Source organism: Pseudoalteromonas sp. T1lg23B, assembly GCF_002964665.1.
Lineage (GTDB): Bacteria > Pseudomonadota > Gammaproteobacteria > Enterobacterales > Alteromonadaceae > Pseudoalteromonas.
Map to the genome: position 1 here is coordinate 100,431 of NZ_PQBZ01000034.1, position 25,471 is coordinate 125,901.

General features: G+C 42.2%; 22 protein-coding genes. 4 read left to right on the plus strand and 18 right to left on the minus strand.

Features of this window, described 5'->3' with window-relative positions:
• Window positions 1-28: 28 nt before the first annotated feature.
• From C2M32_RS08995 to C2M32_RS09015, 5 genes are all read right to left on the minus strand, one after another.
• The gene (locus C2M32_RS08995; protein ID WP_105168114.1) at window positions 29-1,192 is read right to left on the minus strand and encodes a ribosomal protein uL16 3-hydroxylase; all 1,164 of its coding nucleotides are present in this window, start codon (window positions 1,190-1,192) and stop codon (window positions 29-31) included.
• A 64-nt stretch (window positions 1,193-1,256) separates the two neighbouring features.
• Complete coding sequence (purB, locus tag C2M32_RS09000) at window positions 1,257-2,627, minus strand: adenylosuccinate lyase (protein ID WP_105168115.1); 1,371 nt, start codon at window positions 2,625-2,627, stop codon at window positions 1,257-1,259.
• 35 nt (window positions 2,628-2,662) lie between these two features.
• On the minus strand, window positions 2,663-3,265 hold the full coding sequence (hflD, locus tag C2M32_RS09005) for a high frequency lysogenization protein HflD (RefSeq protein ID WP_105168116.1): 603 nt from the start codon (window positions 3,263-3,265) through the stop codon (window positions 2,663-2,665).
• Window positions 3,265-4,365, minus strand: coding sequence for a tRNA 2-thiouridine(34) synthase MnmA (gene mnmA, locus C2M32_RS09010; protein ID WP_105168117.1), 1,101 nt, complete (start codon window positions 4,363-4,365; stop codon window positions 3,265-3,267). The genes hflD and mnmA overlap by 1 nt, the downstream gene beginning before the upstream one ends.
• A gap of 82 nt (window positions 4,366-4,447) precedes the next feature.
• Entirely contained in the window at window positions 4,448-5,089 is a 642-nt protein-coding gene (locus C2M32_RS09015; RefSeq protein WP_105169265.1) for a pseudouridine synthase, read from the minus strand.
• A gap of 146 nt (window positions 5,090-5,235) precedes the next feature.
• On the opposite strand from C2M32_RS09015, the gene C2M32_RS09020 reads away from it, so the two are divergent.
• A complete protein-coding gene (locus tag C2M32_RS09020) occupies window positions 5,236-7,260 on the plus strand; it encodes a TonB-dependent receptor plug domain-containing protein (protein WP_105168118.1) in 2,025 nt (674 codons plus the stop codon).
• Window positions 7,261-7,321: 61 nt separating this feature from the next.
• Here C2M32_RS09020 and C2M32_RS09025 read toward each other — a convergent pair whose 3' ends face one another.
• On the minus strand, window positions 7,322-9,544 hold the full coding sequence (locus C2M32_RS09025; protein WP_105168119.1) for an NADP-dependent isocitrate dehydrogenase: 2,223 nt from the start codon (window positions 9,542-9,544) through the stop codon (window positions 7,322-7,324).
• A 268-nt stretch (window positions 9,545-9,812) separates the two neighbouring features.
• Complete coding sequence (cspD, locus tag C2M32_RS09030; RefSeq protein ID WP_070987032.1) at window positions 9,813-10,031, minus strand: cold shock domain-containing protein CspD; 219 nt, start codon at window positions 10,029-10,031, stop codon at window positions 9,813-9,815.
• A gap of 199 nt (window positions 10,032-10,230) precedes the next feature.
• Between cspD and clpS the strand changes: the two genes are divergently transcribed.
• Together clpS and clpA are read left to right on the plus strand one after the other, a co-directional pair.
• Entirely contained in the window at window positions 10,231-10,548 is a 318-nt protein-coding gene (gene clpS, locus C2M32_RS09035) for an ATP-dependent Clp protease adapter ClpS (RefSeq protein WP_105168120.1), read from the plus strand.
• Window positions 10,549-10,577: 29 nt separating this feature from the next.
• Entirely contained in the window at window positions 10,578-12,842 is a 2,265-nt protein-coding gene (clpA, locus tag C2M32_RS09040) for an ATP-dependent Clp protease ATP-binding subunit ClpA (protein ID WP_105168121.1), read from the plus strand.
• A 171-nt stretch (window positions 12,843-13,013) separates the two neighbouring features.
• Here clpA and infA read toward each other — a convergent pair whose 3' ends face one another.
• The 4 genes from infA to trxB form a co-directional block, all read right to left on the minus strand.
• The gene (gene infA / locus C2M32_RS09045) at window positions 13,014-13,232 is read right to left on the minus strand and encodes a translation initiation factor IF-1 (protein ID WP_058029687.1); all 219 of its coding nucleotides are present in this window, start codon (window positions 13,230-13,232) and stop codon (window positions 13,014-13,016) included.
• Between the two features lie 142 nt (window positions 13,233-13,374).
• On the minus strand, window positions 13,375-14,091 hold the full coding sequence (locus C2M32_RS09050) for an arginyltransferase (protein ID WP_105168122.1): 717 nt from the start codon (window positions 14,089-14,091) through the stop codon (window positions 13,375-13,377).
• A complete protein-coding gene (gene aat / locus C2M32_RS09055) occupies window positions 14,084-14,800 on the minus strand; it encodes a leucyl/phenylalanyl-tRNA--protein transferase (protein ID WP_105168123.1) in 717 nt (238 codons plus the stop codon). Before aat ends, C2M32_RS09050 begins: the two co-directional genes overlap by 8 nt.
• Before the next feature lie 85 nt (window positions 14,801-14,885).
• Complete coding sequence (gene trxB / locus C2M32_RS09060; RefSeq protein WP_105168124.1) at window positions 14,886-15,839, minus strand: thioredoxin-disulfide reductase; 954 nt, start codon at window positions 15,837-15,839, stop codon at window positions 14,886-14,888.
• Window positions 15,840-16,093: 254 nt separating this feature from the next.
• Between trxB and pssA the strand changes: the two genes are divergently transcribed.
• Entirely contained in the window at window positions 16,094-17,419 is a 1,326-nt protein-coding gene (gene pssA / locus C2M32_RS09065; RefSeq protein WP_105168125.1) for a CDP-diacylglycerol--serine O-phosphatidyltransferase, read from the plus strand.
• A 79-nt stretch (window positions 17,420-17,498) separates the two neighbouring features.
• Here pssA and asnB read toward each other — a convergent pair whose 3' ends face one another.
• The 7 genes from asnB to C2M32_RS09100 all read right to left on the minus strand — a co-directional run bounded on the left by asnB (window position 17,499) and on the right by C2M32_RS09100 (window position 25,428).
• The gene (gene asnB / locus C2M32_RS09070) at window positions 17,499-19,172 is read right to left on the minus strand and encodes an asparagine synthase B (RefSeq protein WP_105168126.1); all 1,674 of its coding nucleotides are present in this window, start codon (window positions 19,170-19,172) and stop codon (window positions 17,499-17,501) included.
• 630 nt (window positions 19,173-19,802) lie between these two features.
• Window positions 19,803-20,465 (minus strand): pyroglutamyl-peptidase I, encoded by a 663-nt coding sequence (gene pcp, locus C2M32_RS09075; RefSeq protein ID WP_105168127.1) that lies wholly within the window; start codon window positions 20,463-20,465, stop codon window positions 19,803-19,805.
• Entirely contained in the window at window positions 20,458-21,477 is a 1,020-nt protein-coding gene (locus C2M32_RS09080; RefSeq protein ID WP_105168128.1) for a DUF979 domain-containing protein, read from the minus strand. Before C2M32_RS09080 ends, pcp begins: the two co-directional genes overlap by 8 nt.
• Window positions 21,474-22,202 (minus strand): DUF969 domain-containing protein, encoded by a 729-nt coding sequence (locus tag C2M32_RS09085; RefSeq protein WP_105168129.1) that lies wholly within the window; start codon window positions 22,200-22,202, stop codon window positions 21,474-21,476. Before C2M32_RS09085 ends, C2M32_RS09080 begins: the two co-directional genes overlap by 4 nt.
• A 9-nt stretch (window positions 22,203-22,211) precedes the next feature.
• Window positions 22,212-23,138, minus strand: a complete 927-nt coding sequence (locus tag C2M32_RS09090; RefSeq protein ID WP_105168130.1) for a biotin-dependent carboxyltransferase family protein — start codon at window positions 23,136-23,138, stop codon at window positions 22,212-22,214.
• Window positions 23,132-23,788, minus strand: coding sequence for a 5-oxoprolinase subunit PxpB (pxpB, locus tag C2M32_RS09095; RefSeq protein WP_105168131.1), 657 nt, complete (start codon window positions 23,786-23,788; stop codon window positions 23,132-23,134). Before pxpB ends, C2M32_RS09090 begins: the two co-directional genes overlap by 7 nt.
• A gap of 125 nt (window positions 23,789-23,913) precedes the next feature.
• Window positions 23,914-25,428: a leucyl aminopeptidase gene (locus C2M32_RS09100; protein WP_105168132.1), complete on the minus strand. Its 1,515-nt coding sequence runs from the start codon at window positions 25,426-25,428 to the stop codon at window positions 23,914-23,916.
• Window positions 25,429-25,471: the final 43 nt, after the last annotated feature.

Below are 25,471 nucleotides of genomic sequence, written 5' to 3' on the forward strand. Positions count from 1 at the left end.
CAGTCACAGTTCGAACGCCCTAGTAGAGCTATTCAAACTCATCGTCTTCTTGTAAGTAATACGTTCCCTCACTAATCAGTTTAGTTAAGGTTTTCATAAATTCCAAACAACTAAATGAATCTTTAATTTGTGATACTGTAAATTCGTCTAGATCGGTTAACAGCTTTACACTGTCTAGAACTTCCAGTGGTAAAGTATGGCTCTCTCCATTAACGCTTAGTAATATAGTGTCACTTAAAACTTGATATATTGAACGCACGCCACCAGCACGGACAATGACTTCTCCAGTTTCTAGGTAGTTTTTCAAGTCATCTATGTTCAAAGGGTTCTCTAGTGGGGCTAAGTCCATGTCATGTTTAGGTTGGCTAATCATGGTTCCAAACCAGTGTCTGAAAGTATCATTATCAGAAAGGACGTTTTGCATGAGTTGACGTATATTAGCAATTTCAGTTTCGCTTATTTGGCCAATAGACGTTGCAATGTGTAAGTCTGGGTCACTGTAACGTGTATTACCTAGCTCATGATCGATAAGATAATCTGCAAAGCTCGATATCAAATCTTTTTGGTCGGGCGCTCTGAAGCCAACTGAGTAGTTTAGCGCATTTTCTACCGCATATCCCTCATGAGGACAGCCAGGTGGAATGTATAGGATGTCACCTGGTTCTAATATGGTGTCAATAACTGCTTCAAAAGGCTCTACTTGTAGTAGAGATTTATTCTGAGCAAACTGCTTTAAATTCTGATCAGGCAAGCCTACTCGCCAGTGCCTTTTCCCTTGGCCTTGAATAATGAACACATCATACTGGTCTAAATGTGGTCCAACACCTCCGCCTGGGGTCGAATAACTCACCATTAAGTCATCAATGCGCCAGTTTGGGATAAATCTGAATGGTGTTAATAACTGAGCTGCTTCAGGGTGCCAGTGATCAACAGCTTGCACTAAAAGAGTACTATTTTCAGGGGTTAATAGAGCAAAGTCAGCAAAGGGTCCATGGTGTGCTTGCCAGTCATCATTATGGTTAGTTATCAAACGAGATTCAATGCTGTCCTCCATCGCTAATCCAGCAAGTTCTTCTGGCTCTATGGGGTCAATAAAGTTGCTGAAGCCAGATTTGATTAGTAAAGGCTGCTTTTGCCAGTACTGTGATAAAAACTGCGCTGTGGTCAGGTTATTAATACTCAATTTGTACATAATTTTTCCATAAAAAAAGCGAAAGAAATGCTTCTTTCGCTTTATAGCTTAATTTGCTTATAAGTTATACTAGCTCGTCAATAAAAGCTTCAGCACGACCAATATAGTTCGCTGGAGTCATTAGTTTCATCTGAGCTTTTACATCTTCAGGTAGTTCTAAACCATCAATAAATTCAGCCATGATAGTTTGATTTACGCGTTTACCACGAGTCAGTTCTTTAAGCTTTTCATAAGGCTTTTCAATACCGTATTTACGCATTACGGTTTGAATTGGCTCAGCTAAGAGTTCCCAGTTTTGATCAAGTTCTTCAAGTAACTTATCTGCGTTGACTTCAAGTTTACTGACACCTTTAAGGGTGGCCTGATAAGCGATTAGAGCATAACCCATACCGACACCTAAATTGCGCAGAACAGTTGAATCTGTCAAGTCGCGTTGCCAGCGTGAAACTGGTAGTTTCTGAGCGAGGTGAGCAAAAATAGCATTTGCTAGACCCAAGTTACCCTCTGAGTTTTCAAAATCGATAGGGTTCACTTTATGTGGCATAGTGGATGAGCCAATCTCACCAGCTACGGTTTTTTGTTTGAAGTGATTAAGTGCAATATAACCCCAAACATCACGATCAAAATCAATTAGGATGGTGTTGAAACGAGCGATCGCATCAAATAATTCTGCAATGTAATCATGTGGCTCGATTTGTGTGGTAAATGCATTCCACGTTAAGCCAAGGCTTGTTACAAATTGTTCAGCGTGTGCGTGCCAGTCATAATCAGGGTAAGCACTTAGGTGTGCGTTATAGTTACCAACAGCACCGTTAATTTTACCAAGAATACCTACTTGAGCAATTTGTTCACGCTGACGTTGTAGACGAACATACACGTTGGCAAACTCTTTACCCATAGTTGAAGGAGAAGCAGGTTGACCATGTGTACGTGTCATCATTGCTACAGAGCGGTACTCAAACGCTTTTGCTTTAATTGCCGCAAGTAACTCATCACAATAAGGTAATAATACTTTATCACGCGCTTCGCTTAGCATTAAACCGTGAGATAGGTTATTAATGTCCTCAGACGTACAAGCGAAATGAATAAACTCATTAATAGCATTGAGTTCAGCATTGTCAGCAACCTTTTCTTTTAATAGGTATTCAACAGCCTTAACATCATGGTTTGTAGTGCGTTCTATCTCTTTTACCCGTGCAGCGTCGGCTTCACTAAAGTTATCAACTATGCTGTCTAATAACGCGTTAGCTTCATCGCTAAATGCAGGTACCTCAGCAATGCCTGGGGCTTGGGCGAGTGCTTGTAACCAACGTACTTCAACAGTGACACGGTACTTAATTAAGCCAAACTCACTGAAGATGCCACGTAATTCGGTAGTTTTACTGCCGTAGCGACCATCCACTGGAGAGATAGCGGTTAACGCTGAAAGCTCCATAATTTCTCCTAAACTAATTGGTTTTGAACGATTTTTTAAATACTTTTTTGTGCTTGGGCGATAATTTTCTTCTTACCAAAGAAAAATTGGCGGCGTTTACCACCTAATTGGCGCCAAAGCACTGCACTACGAATACCCGCAAGTAGTAGCGCTCTAACTCTTTGCTGAATCGCAGTTTGCTTTAACAATTCAGGTTGACCAAATACTTGGATCTTTTGTCCAAGAGGGCTAATCACTTCACTATAAATATCAGCAAATGCAGCAATGATAGTGTCGTCACATAGACTAAAATGTTGCAACTGGCGCTCAACATCTTTTAGGCGTTTAGCAAGCATATCGAGCGCTTTTTTATTACTGGATAAGGCTCTTTCCAACTGCATTAAACTACCCACATATTTCACCATTTCTACGTCTTTTTCACCCTGCGGGGTTAGTTGTGCAATCAAGGTGCGATACCCAGACTTTAGCGCAAAGTGATCTGGGTAAACGTCTTCTGTTTTATCTGGGCTTAAATTAACAATACTTTGCAAGAAACTTTCTACTTCGCGATCATTAAATTGGCCAAACTTTGCTGTCTTTTGAACCAGATTTGTTATTTGACACATTGCCGCAAGCGGCATTACATAACTTGCTGTCATTACTTAATCACCGAGTCAATAATGCCGCCGCCCAAACAAACTTCATTCGCGTAGAAGACGGCAGATTGGCCAGGCGTTACTGCTTTTTGTGGTTCATCAAACAGCACTCGCGCCATGCCGTCTTCACCGACAAGTAAAGTACATGGAATATCAGTTTGACGGTATCGAGTTTTTACGGTGCAGCGTGTAGTTCCTTTGGGGCCAATTCGGTCAACCCAATGAAGCTGGTTAGCATTCAGACCGTTGCTGAATAGACGAGGGTGATCTTTACCTTGTCCAACAACTAATACGTTACGCTCAATGTCTTTATCAACAACATACCAAGGTTCGCCATTGCCTTCTTTCATGCCACCAATTAGTAGACCTTTGCGCTGACCAAGGGTGTGATACATAAGGCCTTCATGCTCACCTACCTCGTTGCCTTCTGTATCTTCTATCTTGCCAGGTTGTGCGGGTAGAAACTTTTGTAGGAAGTCTTTAAATTTGCGCTCACCAATAAAACAAATTCCAGTGCTGTCTTTTTTGTCGTGAGTGATTAAGTCTTGCTCTTCTGCGATACGGCGTACTTCAGGTTTAGCAATATCACCAACAGGGAAGAGTGTTTGTGCGATATGTTCGTGGCTTAATGTGTACAAGAAGTAGCTTTGATCTTTGTTATCGTCAAGGCCTCGACACATCACGAATTGACCATCACGTTCTTCTCTACGTACGTAATGACCCGTAGCGATGTAGTCGGCACCCAAGGCTTGTGCAGCGAACTCCAAAAACGCTTTGAACTTGATCTCTTTGTTACACATGATATCGGGGTTTGGCGTGCGGCCTGCTTTGTACTCCGCTAGGAAGTATTCGAATACATTATCCCAATATTCAGCAGCGAAGTTTACTGTATGAAGTTCAATGCCTAGTTTGTCACAGACAGCTTGCGCATCTTTTAGGTCTTCAGCGGCGGCGCAATATTCATCATTATCATCTTCTTCCCAGTTTTTCATGAACAGGCCTTCAACCTGATAGCCTTGCTCTTTTAATAGATATGCTGAAACAGAAGAATCTACACCGCCGGACATGCCAACGATGACTTTAATGTGACTATTATCGCTCATAATTTTTGCTGTAAATCTACCTGATGTGGAAAGGCCGTGATTATAGCACGCAAAAGCCCGCTGCTAAAAGTCGAGATCTCTATCAATACTCGCTTAGCACCTTATATTCTCCATTTTTTAACCCCTCAAGAGAGTATTTTCCGATTTTCGCTCTAATTAGTCGCAAAGTTGGATGACCAACATGGGCTGTCATTCTTCGCACTTGACGGTTTTTCCCTTCACTGATGCTAATACTCAACCATGTTGTGGGAATATTGGCACGTTCGCGAATTGGCGGAGTTCTTGGCCAAATATCAGGTTCATCGATCACTTTGACGGTTGCGGGTCGAGTCATGCCATCTTTGAGTTCCACTCCGTCAGTGAGAGCTTTTATGGCCTCAAATGAAGGGACGCCTTCAACCTGCACCCAGTAAGTTTTAGTGGTTTTCTGATTTGGATTGGTTAATTTATGCTGTAGCTTCCCACAGTTGGTCAATAGCAATAAACCTTCACTGTCTCTGTCTAAGCGACCAGCCGCATAGACATTTTTTTCCTGAATGTAATTGGCCAGCGTTGCTCGGTTAGCATCATCAGTGAATTGACATAACACGTCATAGGGTTTGTTGAACAAAATCACTTTCACTTGTTCTGGAGGTATAGCTGGTTTGACAGGGCGCTTTCTGTGAAGCTTGCTCCCAGGCTTAGTTTTATTACTCTTATCGAACTGTTTACGGGCTTTATTCATTTCTTCACCGATTGATTGTAACGCTACGAATTGTAACACTCCCCGCCATAGCAACAAAGAACCTGCTGATACAATGTTTAGCGTGACAAATGAATATAATGTAACTAACTTATAAACATGAATTTAAAGTAATTTGATATGTGACTATGACTAATGCATCTGCCGTTCATTTTATCTCTGTGTTGAGTGTGTTGACGGTACTTAACTGTGTTGCAGAAGAAGATATATATGGTTTGTCACTTGAAGAGTTACAAAACGTTTCCGTGACTATCGCAACCAAGACGGATACTCAACTTAGATACACACCGTCTACAGTAAGTTATTTCTCGAAGCAGCAAATTCAACAGTTAGGTATTGAAACACTGAGCGAGTTATTTGCACATATTCCCGGATTTTATTCAATGTATAACTCAGTTGAAGGGAACCAGTCCTACTTGATCACAAGGGGGCACCCCCAAAAGTACGCTAACACGCTGCTAGTATTGATCAACGGTCAACGGTTGAATGAAGATTACACAGGCGGCATAAATTATATAGACAGGTTTGTGAGTTTACACAACGTCGAGAAAGTTGAGGTCATTCGTGGACCAGGGTCAACCTTATATGGTTCAAATGCTTTCAATGGTGTAATTAACATCGTAACTAAGATTGAAAATAACATTGAAGTTGCACTTGGTTCTTTTGACAGGCGAGAAATCAATGGTGGTTATCGCTATCATGGTGAGAAGCTATCATTTGGTATTGATGCGCGCCTTTATGAGGATGATGGTGATACTTTAGGCAACGTATTTGATAGGTTTAACTTACAAACAACTACCAATGACGCGCATCAGGCCAATCAAGTTGAAGCTTTTATCTCTTTCGCAGGTTTTACGCTCAGAAACCACTATTTAAATTCAAAGCGAAAAAATCATTACCTATTTCGTCGTTTGAGAGATGGAACGGCGGAGCTGGAAACTAAACATTGGTTATCTCGACTAGAGTATCAAAATAGTCAAAATGAAGACTGGATGCTCAAGACCGGTTTTGAGTATTCAAAAGCAAAGCGCAAATCTCTCACAGCGCTTGAACTTCAAGGAACGGGTCCCTTTGTACCAGCCGACTTTCTATTTGGTGAAAATTTTACTCACGACTCTTACCGTGCGAATGTTGATTTCAGTTACCAATTATTTGATGATCATAGAGTTTCATCGGGTCTTGAGTTGGTTCGCTCTCAGGTGCCAGGTGGATATTTACGAAGTAATTACAATATCTTTGGCGATCTTGAATACTTTGGTGACGTTGTAGAACTCACCGAGCCACAGCAGCGAATTATTTTAGATAAGGAACGTCGTATTAAAATGGCGTATGTCCAATGGGAGTCGATATGGAACGAGAATTGGCGCTCAACAATAGGGCTACGCAGAGACTCATACAATGATGTGGCGAATAGAACTAATCCTCGAGCCGCGTTAATCTATGCGCCCAATGACCAGCATACCTTTAAAGTAATTTATGGTGAGGCATATCGGGTTCCATCACTAGGTGACTTGTACGACGAAGAAAGTGGCTTAACTTTTGGAAATCAAAACCTACAGCCAACAACGCTTAAGGCATTAGAGCTGGTACATCAATACGTAGGTGAGGATTTTTCTATTAGTACCAGTGTGTTTAGAAACGACATCGATGACCTGATAGATTTTCGTGTAGATGGCGATAATGTGTTTTTAGATAATATTGCTAGCAACTCTGCCAGAGGAGTGGAAATTGACTGGCAATTAAGGCTATTTGCTAAAGTACAGTTAAAAGGGTTTATTACTCATTTGTTTAGCAATCAAACCCGAATCGAGGCTGAGCAACAAACAACACCATCGCACTTACTCGTTCCCAGAACGTATAGCATGACTTCTCTTGTGTATTATCCGAATCAGAACTTGAGTGTGTCAGTGTCAGTAAATGGTAGGGGGGCGGTAGAAGTATTGTCCGATAAAGACTCAAGTACGGTAGTATCGGCTGCTGTTAATTACCAACTTAATGACAACATGTCATTATCACTGGATGTGAACAACGCATTAGATTCAAATTACAGCACTAGTGCTATTATTCCATTTGGCGAAAAGAGCAATCAACCTTTTGGAGAATACCAAGCTAGAGGGCGTAACGTGTCACTGTCTTACCGATATCAGTTTTAACATATCTAAATAATAAAAAAGCCTGCACGAGCAGGCTTTTTTATTTTGTTGAACGGTATACTTATACTAACTTAGCTAAGATTTCGTTGAATGTGTTGCTAGGACGCATTGCTGCGAATGCTAGCTCGTCATTTGGCTGGTAGTAGCCACCCACATCCATCGCTTTACCTTGTGCACCGTTAAGCTCAGCCACGATAGTTGCCTCTTGTGCTTCTAGATCTCGCGCGATTTCTTGGAACTGCGATTGTAATTGCGTGTCTGTCGTTTGGGCCGCAAGTGCTTGAGCCCAGTAAAGAGACAGATAGAAGTGACTGCCACGGTTGTCTAACTCGTTCACTTTACGTGATGGGGACTTGTTTTCATCGAGGAATTTACCCGTCGCTTGGTCAAGTGTATCAGCGAGTACTTGTGCTTTTGCGTTACCAGTCGCTTGGCTCAAATGCTCTAAAGACGCAGCTAATGCAAGGAATTCACCCAGAGAGTCCCAACGCAGGTGGTTTTCTTTTTCAAACTGTTGCACGTGTTTTGGTGCTGAGCCACCTGCACCTGTTTCAAACAGACCACCGCCATTCATCAGTGGTACGATAGACAGCATCTTAGCACTGGTGCCCAGCTCTAGAATTGGGAATAGGTCAGTTAGGTAGTCACGCAATACGTTACCTGTTACTGAAATTGTGTCCTGACCATTCTTCATACGCTCAAGAGAGTATAACGTCGCATCTACAGGTGCTTTGATCAAAATTTCAAGGCCGTCAGTGTCGTGTTCTGGTAAGTATGCTTGAACTTTTTTGATTAACTGTGCATCGTGTGCACGGTTTTCATCTAACCAGAATACCGCAGGTACACCAGTAGCACGAGCGCGGTTTACAGCCAATTTTACCCAATCTTTGATAGGGGCATCTTTAACCTGACACATGCGCCAGATGTCGCCTTGTTCAACATCATGTTGAAGCAACACATTGTCGTTGTTGTCTACAACGCGGATAACACCGGCAGCAGGCGCTTCAAATGTTTTGTCGTGCGAACCGTATTCTTCAGCTTTTTGAGCCATCAAGCCCACGTTAGGGATAGTACCCATGGTACGAGGGTCAAACGCGCCATTTTTCTTACAGAAATCAATCGTTGCTTGATATACGCCTGAATAACAACGGTCAGGGATCACAAAGCAAGTGTCCTGTTGCTTACCTTCAGCATTCCACATTTGACCGCTAGTACGAATTGCAGCAGGCATCGACGCATCGATGATCACGTCACTTGGTACATGTAGGTTAGTGATACCACGATCAGAGTCTACCATTGCAATGCTAGGGCTTGATTCGTAAACCGCTGCGATATCAGCTTCAACTTCTTGGCGTTTTGCATCATCAAGCTGTTGAATTTTTGAGTAAACATCACCCAAACCATTGTTTACGTCTACACCTAACTCTGTGAAAAGAGCAGCATGCTTGGTAAATACATCTTTATAAAACACCTTAACAGCATGGCCAAAGATAATTGGGTCAGACACTTTCATCATGGTCGCTTTCATATGCAATGAAAATAGCACACCTTTATCTTTAGAAGAGGCGATTTCACCAGCTAAAAACTCTTGTAACGCTGAAATGCTCATACGCGAAGCGTCAATGATTTCACCCGCTAGTAACGGAGTGTTCGCTTTTAGAACTGTGATATCACCATTAGTTGCAACATGTTCAATACGAACATCTGTTGCTTCGGCAACAGTCGTAGATTGTTCAGAGCCAAAAAAGTCTCCGTCCGTCATACTTGCTACATATGATTTTGAGTCCGCTGACCATGCACCCATTGAATGTGGATTTTTACGGGCATATGCTTTAACCGAAGCAGGGGCACGACGATCAGAGTTACCTTCACGTAATACTGGGTTTACTGCACTACCTTTGATTTTGTCATAGGTCGCTTTAATTTCAGCTTCTTTGTCATTTTTTGGTTCAGCAGGGTAGTCAGGTAGTGCGTAACCTTTTTCTTGTAACTCTTTAATGGTCGCACGTAGCTGAGGAATAGAAGCACTGATATTAGGCAACTTTATGATGTTGGCCTCAGGTGTCTTCGCTAATTCACCAAGTTCTGCAAGTGCATCGTTGATACGCTGCTCTTCGGTTAAAAACTCAGGGAAGTTAGCAATAATACGTCCAGCAAGAGAAATATCACGAGTCTCTACTTCTACGCCAGCGGCATTGGTGTAAGCTTGAATGATCGGAAGCAATGAGTAAGTGGCAAGAGCCGGAGCTTCATCGGTTTTAGTATAAATAATTTTTGATGTCATCATCATTCCTAGATTTGTGGCTTTTCGCCATTCAACAATGCAAAGGGAATGCTATGTTGCCTAAGGCAACAGGTTATAGCAAGTTTGTTAGATATTTTCACTTTGCACGTAAATAAAAATATCTAACCTACCTAACGACAACGAGCGCTATTGTAGCAAGCAAAATAGATGAGGGCTAATTAGAAATTTTAAAGGGGAAGGGATAAAAATTATAAGGAATATGAAGCGAGCAGCAATTGCAGCCCGCTTCTGATAGCCAAAACTACAACTAAGCTAACTCTTCATCGCGTGGCGCGATGTTGGTAGCGTGGAGACCTTTAGGACCTTCTTGTAGCTCGAATGTTACATCCTGACCAGCTTTAAGCGTTTTGTATCCATCCATTACAATCGTTGAGTAATGGGCGAAGATATCTTCCTCACTGCCGTCTTCTACGATGAAACCAAACCCTTTGGCATTGTTGAACCATTTGACTTTTCCGCAAGCCATACTTCTACATCCTTCTATAAGTTGACTAATTTAGTTAATCTAAACTTTATAATTTGCTAGACTGCCCATAGATTAAGCAATCTAATAGGACTGTAGTTTATATGAGCAGTCAGTCAAGTTTTTTAACGTATTTTTTAACATTTTATTTATTTTTTAATTCAAGTTTGCTTGAGTTACCAAGACAAGACTATATTTAATTATGAGTGGGACGAAAGAATCAGGTGTGATAGACACGGTACGCGAAAGTGCGAAGCAAAAGCTAAGCCCGCCGCGTAAGTACAAGGTCATTTTGAATAACGACGATTACACGCCAATGGAATTTGTGATTGAAGTTTTAATGACTTTTTTTAATATGGATAGCGAAAGAGCAACTGAGGTGATGCTGAAAGTGCATCATGAGGGAAAAGCTGTATGTGGTATATATCCTGCAGATATTGCCCACACCAAGGCTGAGCAGGTCAATCGTTACGCTCGCGACCATGAGCATCCGTTGCTTTGTAGTTGTGAGCATGAATAACCTTATTAATTCTCGTTTGGGGGTTGCCAATGCTAAATAAAGATCTAGAAGTTACCTTAAACGCCGCTTTTCGCGAGGCGCGTACGCGTCGCCATGAATTCATGACAGTTGAACATTTATTATTGGCGCTAATCGATAACCCATCCGCAGGAGAAGCGTTAGGCGCCTGTGGAGTGGACATAGAAAATTTGAAACGGGAATTGTCAGAATTTATTGACGAAACAACGCCGGTTATTCCCGATTTAGAAGAAGATAGAGAAACACAGCCAACGTTAGGTTTCCAGCGCGTGTTACAGCGTGCAGTGTTCCACGTACAATCATCAGGCCGGAGCGAAGTTACCGGTGTGAACGTGCTGGTAGCAATTTTTTCAGAGCAAGAAAGTCAAGCAGTTTACTTGCTGAAAAAGAGTGATATTAGCCGTCTCGATATTGTTAATTTTATTTCCCATGGCATTTCAAAAGTTGATGAGGAATCGGACCACGATGATCATGAAGACATTCATGAAGATTCGAACGATGTTCAAAACGAAGAGAAAACTAAACTTGAGAACTTTACAACCAATCTCAATGCACTAGCGCAAGCGGGACAAGTAGATCCGTTGGTGGGCCGTGATGATGAAGTTGAACGTACAGTTCAAGTTTTGTGTCGTCGTAAGAAAAACAACCCATTGCTTGTTGGTGAAGCTGGGGTAGGGAAGACCGCCATCGCTGAAGGGCTTGCATATCGTATTATCAACAAGCAAGTTCCAGAAGTAATCGAGGATGCGGTTGTTTATTCGCTTGATATGGGTGCCTTGCTCGCTGGGACTAAATACCGAGGAGATTTTGAGAAACGCTTCAAGGCGCTGCTCAAAGAGTTACAGTCTAAACCTCAAGCAATATTATTTATTGATGAGATACACACTATCATAGGTGCGGGAGCCGCGTCTGGTGGGGTGATGGATGCATCAAACCTAATCAAACCACTTCTGTCTAGCGGTCAGCTCCGTTGTATGGGTTCGACCACCTATACTGAATTCAAGAATATCTTCGAAAAAGATCGGGCTTTAGTTCGCCGATTCCAGAAAATTGATGTGGTTGAGCCGAGTGTGGCGGACACCACAAAAATTTTGTATGGCCTTAAAGAGCGCTATGAAGAGCATCATGGTATTCGCTATACACAAAAGGCACTGAGAGCTGCTGCTGAGCTCAGTGCGAAATATATCAATGAACGTCATTTACCAGATAAAGCAATCGATGTAATTGATGAAGCTGGTGCTAATCAGCGGTTGCAACCAGCATCAAGACGCAAGAAAACAATCGGTGTTTCTGATATTGAGATGATTGTTTCAAAAATAGCGAGAATTCCTCAGCAAAGTGTTTCTAACAGTGATAAAGAAACTTTGAAGAACTTAGATCGCAATTTGAAAATGCTCGTGTTTGGTCAAGATCAATCTATCGATGCGCTAACGTCAGCGATACGTTTATCTCGTTCAGGTCTTGCCAATGAAGATAAACCAATAGGTTCATTCTTATTTGCTGGTCCTACAGGTGTTGGTAAAACTGAAGTAACAAAACAGCTTGCCAAATGTATGGGTGTTGAGTTTATTCGCTTTGATATGTCGGAATACTCAGAACGCCATGCGATTAGTCGATTGATCGGTGCTCCTCCTGGCTATGTTGGCTTTGAACAAGGTGGTTTGTTGACAGATGCAGTGATCAAACATCCGCACTCTGTGGTGCTTTTGGATGAAATTGAGAAAGCGCATCCAGATATTTACAATATCTTACTTCAAGTAATGGATCACGGAACATTAACTGACAATAACGGCCGTAAGGCTGATTTCAGAAATGTGGTTGTGGTAATGACTACTAATGCAGGTGTACAAGAAACCATTCGCAAATCAATCGGTTTTCAAGAGCAAGACCATTCGCATGACGCGATGGTTGAGATCAATAAGGTGTTTACTCCCGAGTTTAGAAACCGATTAGATAACATCATTTGGTTTAATCACCTTGAAAAAGAAGTTATTTTGCAAGTTGTTGATAAGTTTGTAGTAGAGCTACAAGCACAGCTTGATAAAAAGTCTGTGAACTTGGAGCTTACTTCTGCGGCACGTGAGTGGCTTGGTGACCTTGGCTATGATAAAGCGATGGGAGCAAGGCCTATGGCAAGAGTCATTCAGGACAAGCTTAAGAAGCCATTGGCAAACGAAATTTTGTTTGGCAAGTTGAGTGAAGGCGGTAGTGTCAAAGTTGGTGTTAAAGGTGGTGAGTTAGATTTTAGATATGAGTCTAACTTAGTATCGGCATAGTGTCAGAACGTTAAGTGTCAAAAAGCCTAGCAAATGCTAGGCTTTTTGTTATATATCGAATACTCACCGATAATCACTGTAACTTGTCATTTAAATGCAGTAGGCAAATGCAAGCGACGTATACAACCTAAAGTTGTAGGCTTATTTACGGCAGGTTTCTACACGGTTCGATTAACGAGCGCGGAAGACAATGCGTCCTTTGGTTAAGTCGTACGGTGTCATTTCGACCGTAACTTTGTCACCAGTAAGAATACGGATATAGTTTTTGCGCATTTTACCAGAAATATGAGCAACCACCACGTGACCATTTTCTAACTCAACGCGGAACATTGTATTTGGTAAAGTATCAAGGACTGTGCCTTGCATTTCAATTACGTCTTCTTTCGCCATGTGTAGCGTAACACCTCTTTGAATAATTAAACGCTGGAGATTTTGCCCAAAAGCTGGCAATAAGTAAAGGTAAGGGTCAAAAATTTGTTATTTAAATAGCCAATTTAGGCTCTTTTGCCTTTATGAGGCACAGTTCGTCCAATTATGAAGGCGAATCTTGGTCAACCCACACATCGTTTACAAATCTTTGAGCAGGTAAAAATTGGGACTTATAGCGCATTTTTTTACAGCTATCGATTTGGTAGCCCAAATAGACAAATTCTTTGTCTAATTTTTTGGCGTGTTCAATCTGCGCCATTATCATGATATTACCCAGGCTAAAACGTTCATATTCAGGGTCAAAAAATGTGTAAATGGCTGATAATGCGTTTGGCATGGTATCGGTCACTGCAACAGCAATGAGCGAGTCATGATGCCAAAGCTCAATGAAGGAAATAGGCAACCATTGGCAGAACAAGAAGCTCTCGTATTGCAGTTTGTTAGGAGGGTACATACTGCCATCATTATGTCGAAGTGAAATGTATTTTTCATATAACGGATAATACTCATTCCGTTCTTTATGACTGACCGTAAATGAGTAATCCCCAGTTATCTTACGAAATTTACGTTTTTGTGATTTGGAAGGGGTGAAAAGTTTGGCTGGAATACGAACAGACTGACACGCGCTACACTTTGGACAATGTGGGCGGTAAATCTGATCACCACTTCTTCTAAAACCCAACTCTAACAGCGCTTCAAAACGTGCTGGGGTGTAACAGCTCGGATCGAGAATAACTAATAACTGTTCGTTTTGTTGAGGTAGGTAACTGCAACTAAATTGCTGACTTAAACCAATTTTAGAGGGGAAGTGTTCAGTCATAAATGTCGTCCAATGTTTGAGCAAGCCACATTGTTTTTGGCACGTTAAATTGTGCCGCTATGTTAAGTCTAGTCAAGAATTCGTCACGGGATATAACTTTTGCACCTAAACTTGTTAAATAAGGGTTTTCTAATTGGCAGTCAATGAAATGGGCATCATGCCTTTTCAGCCAGTTGGTTAATGCCCACATAGCTAATTTAGACGCATTGGGCTGATGAAAGAACATTGACTCGCCACAAAACACCCCAGATTGCATTACACCGTACAGGCCGCCAATAAGGTGGTTACCTTGCCAAAGCTCCAAACTATGCGCCAACCCATGCTCGTGAGCGTTTTGATAGGCCAACAACATATCACTGTTTATCCAAGTTCCTTCTTTGTGTATACGTTGCATCCGACATGCGTTGATAACGTCACGAAACGCAGTATTAACAGTAACAACGGGATTTAATTGGCGCTGAGCCTTTCTCAAAGAACGACTGATGTGAAAATCGTCAAGTTCTATGATCCCTCTGTTGCTAGGTGACCACCACATGATGGGTTCGTTTTCATTGAACCAAGGAAATATACCATTGGCATAGGCTACTTTTAATCGTGCAATGTTCAAACACCCGCCAATCGCTAACAATCCGTCAGGGTCTTTTAATGCATATTTACATGGCGGAAAAAAAGTGTCGTGTAGGTTCAGATGGAATAGTTGTTGTGTCATATAAAGACGTAATGGCTTCTGATATAGCTAAAATAGCGTAAAACAGTGATAAATAAAATGGGAGCATTGGCTCCCATTTTTTGGTTTATTTCAGATTATCTAAGTAACGCTCAGCATCTAAAGCTGCCATACAGCCTGTGCCGGCTGAGGTGATTGCTTGGCGGTAGATATGGTCCGATACGTCACCTGCAGCGAAAACACCTTCTACACTAGTCTGCGTTGCATTACCATTAAGACCTGATTGTACAACGAGGTAGCCGTCTTTCATCTCTAGCTGACCTGCAAACATATCAGTGTTTGGTTTGTGGCCGATAGCAATGAACACACCAGCCAAATCTAACTGTTCTGTGTTTTCAGAGTCCGTGTCTTTGATGCGAATGCCCGTCACACCCATTTCATCACCTAGTACTTCATCTAAAGTGCGATTTAAGTGTAGAACGACATTGCCATTTTTCGCTTTTTCAAGCAAACGGTCAGATAAGATCTTCTCACTTCTAAACGTATCACGACGGTGAATTACGTGAACTTCTTCGGCGATGTTAGATAAATACAGCGCTTCCTCAACAGCAGTATTACCACCGCCAACTACAGCCACTTTCTGACCTCGATAGAAGAAACCATCGCAAGTAGCGCAAGCAGAAACCCCACGTCCTTGGAACGCGGTTTCAGACTCCATACCAAGATATTTTGCAGATGCGCCCGTTGCAATGATAAGTGCGTCACACGTATATGTACCTTGATCGCCCGTTAATGTAAAAGGACGTTGAGTTACATCTACTTTATTAATGTGATCAAAGATGATTTCTGTTTCGAATCTCTCTGCATGTTCTTTCATGCGATCCATAAGTGCAGGACCTGTTAAACCGTGGGCGTCACCGGGCCAGTTTTCAACTTCAGTTGTAGTGGTTAATTGCCCACCTTGTTGCATACCAGTAATAAGTACTGGGTTTAAGTTTGCACGTGCTGCATATACAGCAGCTGTGTAGCCAGCGGGGCCTGAGCCTAAAATAAGCAGTTTACAGTGTTTAACATCACTCATGAGTTATTCCTAAAATTAACATACCGAGAATCAATGAGGTCGATTCTATGTAATTCAACCTAGATGTAAAATAAAACTGCAATTTCATTTTTCCTTAAATCGTACAGTTGTCAAAAATACTGTACTTGATGGATATTTAAGCCATCAGAGGCAAAACTAACGCTATTCGATGACCAAATTGTTTTTTTTTGGTATGTTCATAGCAATTTTGTTTCGTTATTCTCTAGAGAATAGCCCCTAACGAATAGGTATTTATGGCATTTTGGCAGGATACACCTGGATTTGCATTGACGGCTGATAAAATCCAAATTTTAACGGATGCAAAGCAATATCATGATCAGTTACTCAACTTGATTCATGCCGCAAAGCAAAGGATCTACATCACTGCGTTGTACTTACAAGACGACGAAGCTGGACGAGAGATTTTAGATGCTTTGCATCAGAAATCACTTGCAAATCCGGCGCTTGAAATAAACGTACTGGTTGATTTTCATCGGGCACAGCGAGGCCTGATAGGGGAAGAAAGATCTGAAGGAAATGCAAAGCTATATTGTGACAAGCTTGAACAGACGCAAAGTAATGTAAAGATATATGGCGTGCCAGTTAAAGCAAAAGAGCTATTTGGCGTGTTGCATCTCAAGGGTTTTGTAATTGACGACACCGTTCTGTACAGCGGAGCAAGCTTAAATAATGTGTATTTGCACTACGAAGATAAGTATCGATTAGATAGATACTTTGTGATTGAACAGCCCTTACTAGCAAATAGTTTTTGTCAGTTTATAGAAAAGTACCTTTTGAGCTCTGAAGCAGTTGCACGACTGGATACTAGACCGTTGCCGAAGTTGGTTGACATTAAACTGGCACAAAAACACCTTATGCGCGATCTTAAAAAAGCTAAATATACTTTTGAAGGCGCAGATAGTAACGAAGGTCTTAATGTTCGAGCGTTTTTAGGTTTTGGCAGGCGGACCAATAAACTGAATAGGTTAATTAAGAGTTTGTTCGATACGACAGAGCATGAGTTGGTGTTGTATACACCGTATTTCAACTTTCCAGCGCCGTTACTGCGCTCGTTGCGTCGTTTATTGAAACAAGGGCAACAGGTTAGTATTGTTGTTGGCGACAAAACGGCCAACGATTTTTATATCTGTCCAACTCAGCCATTCAGTCGCATTGGAGCGCTGCCGTATCTTTATGAGACAATTCTAAGAAAGTTCTTGAAATCTCAATATCGCTTTATTAAGTCCGGTCAGCTAAAAGTATATTTGTGGAAAGAAGGGAGCAATTCATTTCACCTAAAAGGGATATGTAAAGATAATCATACCCATCTATTAAGCGGACATAATCTAAACCCAAGAGCTTGGGGGTTAGATATTGAAAATGGCATTTTGATCGAAGATCCAGATGGCCAGATCCGAGAGGATATAGAAAAAGAAAAACAAGCTATTTTGGCAAACTGCCGTTTATTAACTGGGCCTGAGGATGTGGAAACATTGGATGATTATCCTCTGCCTATTAGGAAGTTATTGGGTCAGGCTAAACGCGTAAAAGTCGATTTTATTATTAAGCGTTTTATCTAATCTAGACACCTTGAGTTTATGATTTGCAAAATAAAAAACCCAGCACATCTGCTGGGTTTTTTATTAATCCCATATGGGATTAAGCTTTCGCCTTATACGCTTCATTGTGCACACTTGCAGCGCGACCAGACGGGTCAGCATTGTTTTGAAACGACTCATCCCAAGCAAGCGCTTGAGGAGTGGAACATGCCACAGACTTACCGTGAGGTACACAGTGTGCTGCTGCATCGCTCGGGAAATGTTCGGTGAAAATGTGGCGATAAAAATAGGCTTCTTTACTATCTGGTGTATTTATAGGGAAGCGATATTTAGCATTTTCTAGATCTTGATCAGACACTTGCTCTTCAACATGGGCTTTTAATGAGTCAATCCAGTTATAGCCAACGCCATCAGAAAATTGCTCTTTTTGTCTCCAAAGCACTTCATTAGGTAAATATCCGTCAAACGCTTCGCGTAAAATGTGCTTTTCAATTCGGCCATCTTTACACATCTTGTACTCGGGGTTAGTGCGCATTGCAACGTCCACAAATTCCTTATCTAAAAAGGGAACGCGTGCCTCGACACCCCAAGCTGCCATTGACTTATTCGCACGTAAACAATCAAACATGTGAAGCTTAGAAACCTTGCGGTTAAGTTCTTCGTGAAACTCTTTTGCATTCGGAGCCTTATGAAAATATAGGTAGCCTCCAAAAAGCTCATCAGCACCTTCACCGGAAAGAACCATTTTGATGCCCATTGCTTTAATTTGCCTTGACATTAAGTACATAGGAGTTGACGCTCTAACTGTCGTCACATCATATGTTTCAAGGTGGTAGATAACCTCTTTAAGGGCGTCAATCCCTTGCTGTACAGTGAAATGAATCGGGTGGTGTACAGTCCCAATAGCATCAGCCACTTTCTGTGCTGCCGCTAGATCTGGTGAGCCTTCTAAGCCGATAGAGAAGGAATGTAATTTTGGCCACCAAGCATCTGATGCATCATTGTCTTCAATACGTTTTGCAGCGAACTTCTGAGTGATAGCAGATATCACCGAAGAATCTAGGCCCCCTGACAGTAGTACACCATAAGGTACATCACACATTAATTGACGTTTAACCGCAGCTTCTAGCGCTTCTTTTACGTCCGTGACATTTGCTTCATTTTCTTTTACCGCATCATACTGTTGCCAATCACGACTGTAGTATGGTCGCAATTCGCCATCTGTTGAATATAGGTAGTGGCCAGGAGGGAACTCTTCGATTTGAGTACAAATCGGGGTCAACGCTTTCATTTCACTTGCGACATAGAAGTTTCCGTGATGATCACGACCTGTATACAAAGGAATGATACCAATGTGGTCACGGCCAATCAGGTAAGCGTCTTGCTCCTCATCATACAAACAAAATGCAAAAATGCCATTGAGATCATCTAAAAATTCAGGTCCCTTTTGTTTATATAGCGCCAAAATAACTTCACAGTCAGACTCGGTCTGAAATTCAAAGTCTACAGTTAAGTTTTTGGCTAACTCCTTGTGGTTATAAATTTCGCCGTTTACCGCTAAGATATGTGTTTGTTCAGGGTTATACAAAGGTTGGGCACCACTTGAAACACCAACAATCGCAAGTCTTTCATGGACTAATATGGCTTTATCAGACGAATATACGCCTGACCAGTCTGGACCACGGTGGCGTAATAGTTTAGACATTTCGATAGCTTGACTACGCAGCTCTGTGGGATCGGATTTAAGCTCCAATACACCAAAAATTGAACACATAAATTACCTCATTCCTGTGTTGATTTGTTGTGATACAAATTAGGCCTCTTTAAAAATGATGTCTTTATAAGAAGCAAATATGTTTTTATTAACGATCCAAGTGATAAGGCACAGCGAGCCGTGCGTGTACTGTAAGACTTGGAGATAACCTTAGATGTATCAGAATTGACAAGCTAAGTCACATATAAAAGTGAGTTTTCTGTGAATAATTCAATGCCACCTTGGTGCAAACTTTAAGGCCTTTGCTGCAAGATGGTGCAAAACGCACGCTGTTATCTTAATTTTGAAGATTTTTTAGTCACATGTTGAGGGAAGTAGTCAAGATTTACGTTGATTTATAACTGAGTTGCACCTTATTGGTGCGGTGTATTTAGACGAATTTTGAGTTACTTTATAACTGCTTGGTGCAGTAATAAGCGACTATATTCTCAATAACTGAGTAAGTGTTAGATGCATTGACGGAGTAACCTAGATACAGCTGACGCTATAGAAAGACTTTCTTCCTCACCGTGAGAATGCGCAAATGGTTATTAAACTCAAGATTTCAATAAAACAAGCAATGGATCGCTCAGTTTTGGAAATGTACAAAAGGCATCTTTAAAACTGAGCGCTTTTTAGAGCACTTTGATATTAATGTGTTGTGCCCGCTGCGACTTTAATATCTTGCTTGTCTTGAATCGCACAGGTCATAATTACTTTTAGTGCGTTGGTCACCGTCTCTAAGTTCATACTGGCTGCCCCTTGATGATTAACTGCTTGAGAGGGCAAATATGGGATATGTATAAACCCACCTTTGACATGTGTATCATGTTGATTTATCAAATGCATTAAGCCATACATCACATGATTACAGACATAAGTACCAGCGGTGTTTGAGATAGCAGCTGGGATCTCAGCCTGTTGTAAAGCGAGCAATATACGCTTGATAGGTAGATTGGTGAAATATGCAGCAGGACCGCCTGCGATAACGGGCGTATCGATTGGCTGTTTACCCGCATTGTCAGCTATGCGGGCATCATTAATATTTATTGCCACACGTTCTAGCGATATATCAGCTCTACCCCCGGCCTGACCGATACACAGGACTAGCTGTGGCGCATATTTATCAATTGCTAAATGTAGTTCTTTTAATGAAGCGCCAAACTCACATGGTAGCTCTTTGGTATGAACTATAAAGCCACTAATATGTTCTCCTTCAAGTTGTGATACTGCTTGCCAAGAAGGATTAATTTGCTCGCCGCCAAAAGGAGCGAAACCTGTGAGTAAAATACTGGGTTTTTGTGTCCTAGTCATTGAAGATGACTCCATACATAAGCAAGATATTAATAGCTAACAAGGTCAATGCAGTTGGGAGTTGTACCTTGATAACCTGATATTTGTCTTTTAAATCAAGTAGTGCAGCTGGCACAATATTGAAGTTTGCAGCCATGGGGGTCATTAATGTACCACAATACCCTGAATACATGCCGATGGCGACCAGTGGGGCAGCTGAAGCACCGTGCCCTTGAATTAAAAATGGCACCGCTATACCTGCAGTCATTACCGGAAAAGCAGCAAATGCGTTTCCCATTATCATAGTAAAAAGAGCCATTCCCGTACAATATAAAACAACCAACATGAAACGGTTGTCAGGTGAAATGAATAGGGAAACGAGATCTTGAATCGCGGTGCCTGTTTGAGCAACGATAAACACACCGCCAAGCATGGCTAACATCTGTGGCAAAATAGCAGCCCAGCCAATTGAATCAACAAGTCGTCGCGATTCACTTAGTGCAAGTGCAGGGGAGCCAGAAGTCAGCTTCCAGCCTGCTAAAAGTGCAGCCCCACAAGCTAACGTTAATGAGGCTAAGGTGACGTGTTTTTGGTCAAATAGATAAATATTTGCAATACGTATATCGCTCAGCAGCAATGTACAGACAACGGTCACGACAGGGATCATTACCGCGGGAATAAATAAGTGGTTACCGATACGCTGTGCTGATGTATTTAATTGTTGCTCCGATGGGACGTCATAACTGCCCATGGAAACTTTGCCAAACCCCGCCAATAACGCTATTAGCAGCACATTTGCACCGACCCATTGATATGTTGACGTTGCGCCGATTAACTTGATAGATAGGTCACCAAACAAAAAAACGCTACCAAACAAAAACCAAAATAAGGCGGTACTTAGTCTTTTGGGATGTTCTTTATCCTGTAATGTTTTGACTACTAAAAACATCACTACAAAGCCAATCAGCAAATAAATATTGTTGATAGATAGAATTGATTGCGTTTCGGCGACAGAGGACATGGGCGCGCTCATGATAGCTCCTCATTCAATTGAGCCGTAGTGTCTTGAGCACGCTCATTCATTAGCTGATGAATTTTAGCTTCTAAACGCGCCAGTCTAAACAGGTGTACTATCAGGGCGGCGATAGCGGTAGGAATTGCCCATAGTCCGATGTGTAGCGGCTCTATACCTGTAATGCCGTTTTCCTTGAGAAAGGCATCCATTAGCAACACAGCACCAAAAGCAATAAAAATATCTTCACCAAAGAATACTGCAATGTTGTCACAAGCGGCAGCATGGGCGCTGATCAAGTCTTGAATATGCTTGGGAAGCGGACCATGAATATTGGCTGCAGCGCCCAAGGCCATTGGGGCAAGCAAAGGCCTGACCGTTTGAGGTTGTCCCGCGAGGCTCAGTAGTCCAAGCGCGGCAGAACACTCTCTAACAACAAAATATACACTGAGAATACGTGATGTCGTCGCTGATTTTATGCTAGCAACCCAAGATTTAGCCCGTTGTTGCAATCCATACCGTTCAAGTAAAGCGATAACGGGTAATATCAACAAAAAGCTAGCTAACTGACGAGAGTTCATAAACTTCTCGCCGAAGGTTTCAAGCATCACTAAAAAATCGATATTCACTGCCCAGCCCGTCATCAAACCTGCAACGCAGACAACAAGCAACGGGTTGAAACGTAGGGCAAATCCAAAAACAACTATGATGATGCCTACCAACGGCAAAAGGTTTAACTCAGTCATAAAATTACTCTAGTTATTATTATTTTTAGCCAATGAAAACTGTGCTAAATGCGCACTGAGTTTGTCACTGGCTTTGCGCGCTTGCGCCAATGTACAGGGAACAAACTGACACTTTTGATTGACGCCAAGTTGGCTGAACAAGCGTAAGTCAGCATCGATAACGCTAGCTATAATCGGGTAGCCTCCGGTAGTTTGGCAATCATTAAGCAATACGATTGGCTCACCACTGGGAGGCAATTGTACGATGCCTGGATGAACAGCTTGTGTTGTGATAGAAACACTGTGGCTCAAAGGAGCATCACAGGTTAATCGGCTACCCATACGATTACTTAATTCACTGACACGCCATGGTTGTTCAATAAAGCGCTCAAAAGTGTTGTTAGGCAGCTTATCACAATGAGGCCCTTTAAGTACTCGTACCTGCTGTGTATATGGAGGCTGTTTCACGCCGAGCGAATCGAGTTTTACCGCGGATGTATAGTAGTTGAGTGTGTCACCAGCGTTCAGAGCTCGACCATGAAACCCACCAAAGTGTGACTGTAGATCTGTCGCACATGAATTCATTATAGGCGTGAGCTCAAACCCTCCCTCCACAGATAGGTAAGCGCGTTGGGCGTGGGCACTGGTGCCAAAAGTTAGCACGTCACCAGCGCTGGCGTAATAGCGCCACCCAGGATAAATAGGCTTGTCAGCTAGTTTCGCATTTAGACAGCCGCCAGTAAGAGAGAAATTGCAGGCGGAGGTAAACTCAAATTCTGCGAGGCCAATGGTGATTTCAATAACGGCTTTATGGATAGGGTTGTCTAGCAATAAGTTTGCTAAGCACACTGCAAAAGGGTCTAACGCACCGCTACGACAAACGCCATAATGGCGATAACCAAAGCGGCCAATATCTTGAATGCTTGCCATTACACCACTTTTATTGACTTTTAGCATATGCCCTCCTTAAGTGGTACAAATTTAATTTTATCGCCCGGCGCAAAGAGGCTTGGTGGGTTATGAGTCGGATTGAAAAGGGTGTGCTGACAACGCCCAAGTAAATGCCATCCGCCAGGAGATTGATTAGGATAGATGGCGCTCAGATCCTCCGCAATAGCAACCGAACCTTTTGGCACTTGCTTCCTTGGAGTTGTTTTGCGAGGGAGCTGTAATTCGCTTGGCAGTTTACCTAAGTAAGCAAAACCAGGCAGGAACCCTAGAAATTCAACTTGATATGTTTGAGCACAATGTAATTGAACAACCTGACGTTCTGTTAAATTGGCTTGTTGGGCGACATCGCTCAGATCGGGCCCAAATTCGCCACCGTAAATTGTCTCGATAATATGTGTTTTGGCGTCAAAAGCGAAGTCATCGCATTCATGCCAAAGCAACATAATATGCTTGAGCCAATATTGATAGTCGCTTGGATTAGCCATGTAAGCTGTGACGGAAGACTTTGCGGGTACGATATCTATAAATGCATTACTGTCCTTTAACGCCGTACACAGAGCGAACAATTTTCGCTGCTGAGTATGCGATGGGGCGTTTACATCTAAAGAAAGGACTAAGGCATTCTCTCCGAGTAAATAACTGTGAGCATCTGACATATTAATGGTTCTTTTTTATTATCATGGCATTAGTATAGCGAATAGGTGGGGTTGCTGTGCAACTGTTATAAAACAGTAATAAAAAAGCCATGCTAGGCATGGCTAAGGTTAGGAGTAATGTTAAATTATTGGTTGCTCAATAGCCATTCGCTTAGCAGGCGTACACCATACCCAGTACCGCCAGTCGGCACTTCACCGGACGCAGTGCTGGATAATTCGTTACCCGCAATATCAATGTGCACCCAGCGGGTATCCCCTGCAAAATGCTGCAAGAATGAAGCTGCTACCGTCGCACCAGGTCCGGCAGACCCTATGTTAGTTAGGTCTGCGATATCAGATTTGAGCATGTCTTTGTAGCCAAGTGGTAGGCGCCACACTTGCTCATTGACTTGCTTTCCTGCAGTGGTTAGCTCTTTCACTAAATGTTCATCATCAGAAAAAATAGCACTGTAACGTTCACCCACGGCTGTTATTTTTGAGCCGGTTAGTGTTGCAACATCGATCATGATTTCTGGATTGAAATTCTTACGTGCGTACCACATTGCATCACTAAGCACTAAGCGTCCTTCGGCATCCGTGTTGAGTACTTCTACACTTAATCCTTCCGCGGTACGCAGTATATCACCAGGTGCAATAGCGTTTTGTGAAACCATGTTTGCAGCCATGCCCATAACTGCTACAACATTTACATTGGCTTTGCTCAATGCCATTGCTTTCACTGTACCAAGCACTGCGGCAGCGCCTGCCATATCACCTTTCATAAGCGCAATAGTTTTACCTGTTTTGATGCTGTAGCCGCCAGAGTCAAAGGTGATCCCTTTACCAATCAGCGCGATAGGTGCATCGTTACTGCCTTTATAATGGGCGACCACTAAACGAGAACCATCTTTGCTACCACGACCCACACCTTCGAGCGCCCCCATGCCGAGTGCTTTAATTTGTTCAGGTTCTAATACGGTGACCGAAACGCCATATTGTTCAAGTGATTTGGCGGCCTTTGCAAAATCCACAGGCGTCATTTCGCTAGCGATTTCTGCAGTTAAATCTCTTGCTAAGAAAACGCCTTGCTCAATATTGGCAAGCTGTTTATAGAGCTCAGTTGTGGCTGTTTGATCAGCTACATCGAAGGTATAACTGATATTACGGTGGTCGTTTGACTTCTTATACGCATCAAACCTGTGGTCACGCAGGCTGGCACCATGTGCAAACTGCGCTGCAAGTTCACTGTTGTTTGCAAGTCCTGACACCCGCTCAAATGACATCGCGACTTTATTGGCTTTTTTCTGTATCAAAGATGCATGTATATCACCACCGAGTTTCGCCATTTTAGCTACGGTGAGTTCATCGGTTTCACCTAAGCCAACCAATACGATGCGCTCATAATCACTATCAATAGGGGCGAGCAATTCTAGGCTTTTGCCATACTGAGCTGAAAAAGCGGTGCTTTTAACAGCTTTGTTGAGTTGTGCGCGGGTATCCTTATCCAAAAATTTAAATTCTTCTTTACTATCAGCGCTTTGGAATAATACTAATGTATCACCACGGGTGAGTTTAGAAGTGAATTCAAATTGTGCAGCAAGCACATTTCCCGTGCTGGCTATAGCAAGCGCCACAGCGGTTATATGAGTGACTAATTTCATTGATAAACTCTTTGTATTATCTATGCACTGTTTTTACCGCAAA

Coding starts and splice junctions, on each gene's coding strand:
- C2M32_RS08995 (WP_105168114.1), bottom strand. CDS start 1,192: ATGTACAAATTGAGTATTAATAACCTGACCACAGCGCAGTTTTTATCA.
- purB (WP_105168115.1), bottom strand. CDS start 2,627: ATGGAGCTTTCAGCGTTAACCGCTATCTCTCCAGTGGATGGTCGCTAC.
- hflD (WP_105168116.1), bottom strand. CDS start 3,265: ATGACAGCAAGTTATGTAATGCCGCTTGCGGCAATGTGTCAAATAACA.
- mnmA (WP_105168117.1), bottom strand. CDS start 4,365: ATGAGCGATAATAGTCACATTAAAGTCATCGTTGGCATGTCCGGCGGT.
- C2M32_RS09015 (WP_105169265.1), bottom strand. CDS start 5,089: ATGAATAAAGCCCGTAAACAGTTCGATAAGAGTAATAAAACTAAGCCT.
- C2M32_RS09020 (WP_105168118.1), top strand. CDS start 5,236: ATGACTAATGCATCTGCCGTTCATTTTATCTCTGTGTTGAGTGTGTTG.
- C2M32_RS09025 (WP_105168119.1), bottom strand. CDS start 9,544: ATGACATCAAAAATTATTTATACTAAAACCGATGAAGCTCCGGCTCTT.
- cspD (WP_070987032.1), bottom strand. CDS start 10,031: ATGGCTTGCGGAAAAGTCAAATGGTTCAACAATGCCAAAGGGTTTGGT.
- clpS (WP_105168120.1), top strand. CDS start 10,231: ATGAGTGGGACGAAAGAATCAGGTGTGATAGACACGGTACGCGAAAGT.
- clpA (WP_105168121.1), top strand. CDS start 10,578: ATGCTAAATAAAGATCTAGAAGTTACCTTAAACGCCGCTTTTCGCGAG.
- infA (WP_058029687.1), bottom strand. CDS start 13,232: ATGGCGAAAGAAGACGTAATTGAAATGCAAGGCACAGTCCTTGATACT.
- C2M32_RS09050 (WP_105168122.1), bottom strand. CDS start 14,091: ATGACTGAACACTTCCCCTCTAAAATTGGTTTAAGTCAGCAATTTAGT.
- aat (WP_105168123.1), bottom strand. CDS start 14,800: ATGACACAACAACTATTCCATCTGAACCTACACGACACTTTTTTTCCG.
- trxB (WP_105168124.1), bottom strand. CDS start 15,839: ATGAGTGATGTTAAACACTGTAAACTGCTTATTTTAGGCTCAGGCCCC.
- pssA (WP_105168125.1), top strand. CDS start 16,094: ATGGCATTTTGGCAGGATACACCTGGATTTGCATTGACGGCTGATAAA.
- asnB (WP_105168126.1), bottom strand. CDS start 19,172: ATGTGTTCAATTTTTGGTGTATTGGAGCTTAAATCCGATCCCACAGAG.
- pcp (WP_105168127.1), bottom strand. CDS start 20,465: ATGACTAGGACACAAAAACCCAGTATTTTACTCACAGGTTTCGCTCCT.
- C2M32_RS09080 (WP_105168128.1), bottom strand. CDS start 21,477: ATGAGCGCGCCCATGTCCTCTGTCGCCGAAACGCAATCAATTCTATCT.
- C2M32_RS09085 (WP_105168129.1), bottom strand. CDS start 22,202: ATGACTGAGTTAAACCTTTTGCCGTTGGTAGGCATCATCATAGTTGTT.
- C2M32_RS09090 (WP_105168130.1), bottom strand. CDS start 23,138: ATGCTAAAAGTCAATAAAAGTGGTGTAATGGCAAGCATTCAAGATATT.
- pxpB (WP_105168131.1), bottom strand. CDS start 23,788: ATGTCAGATGCTCACAGTTATTTACTCGGAGAGAATGCCTTAGTCCTT.
- C2M32_RS09100 (WP_105168132.1), bottom strand. CDS start 25,428: ATGAAATTAGTCACTCATATAACCGCTGTGGCGCTTGCTATAGCCAGC.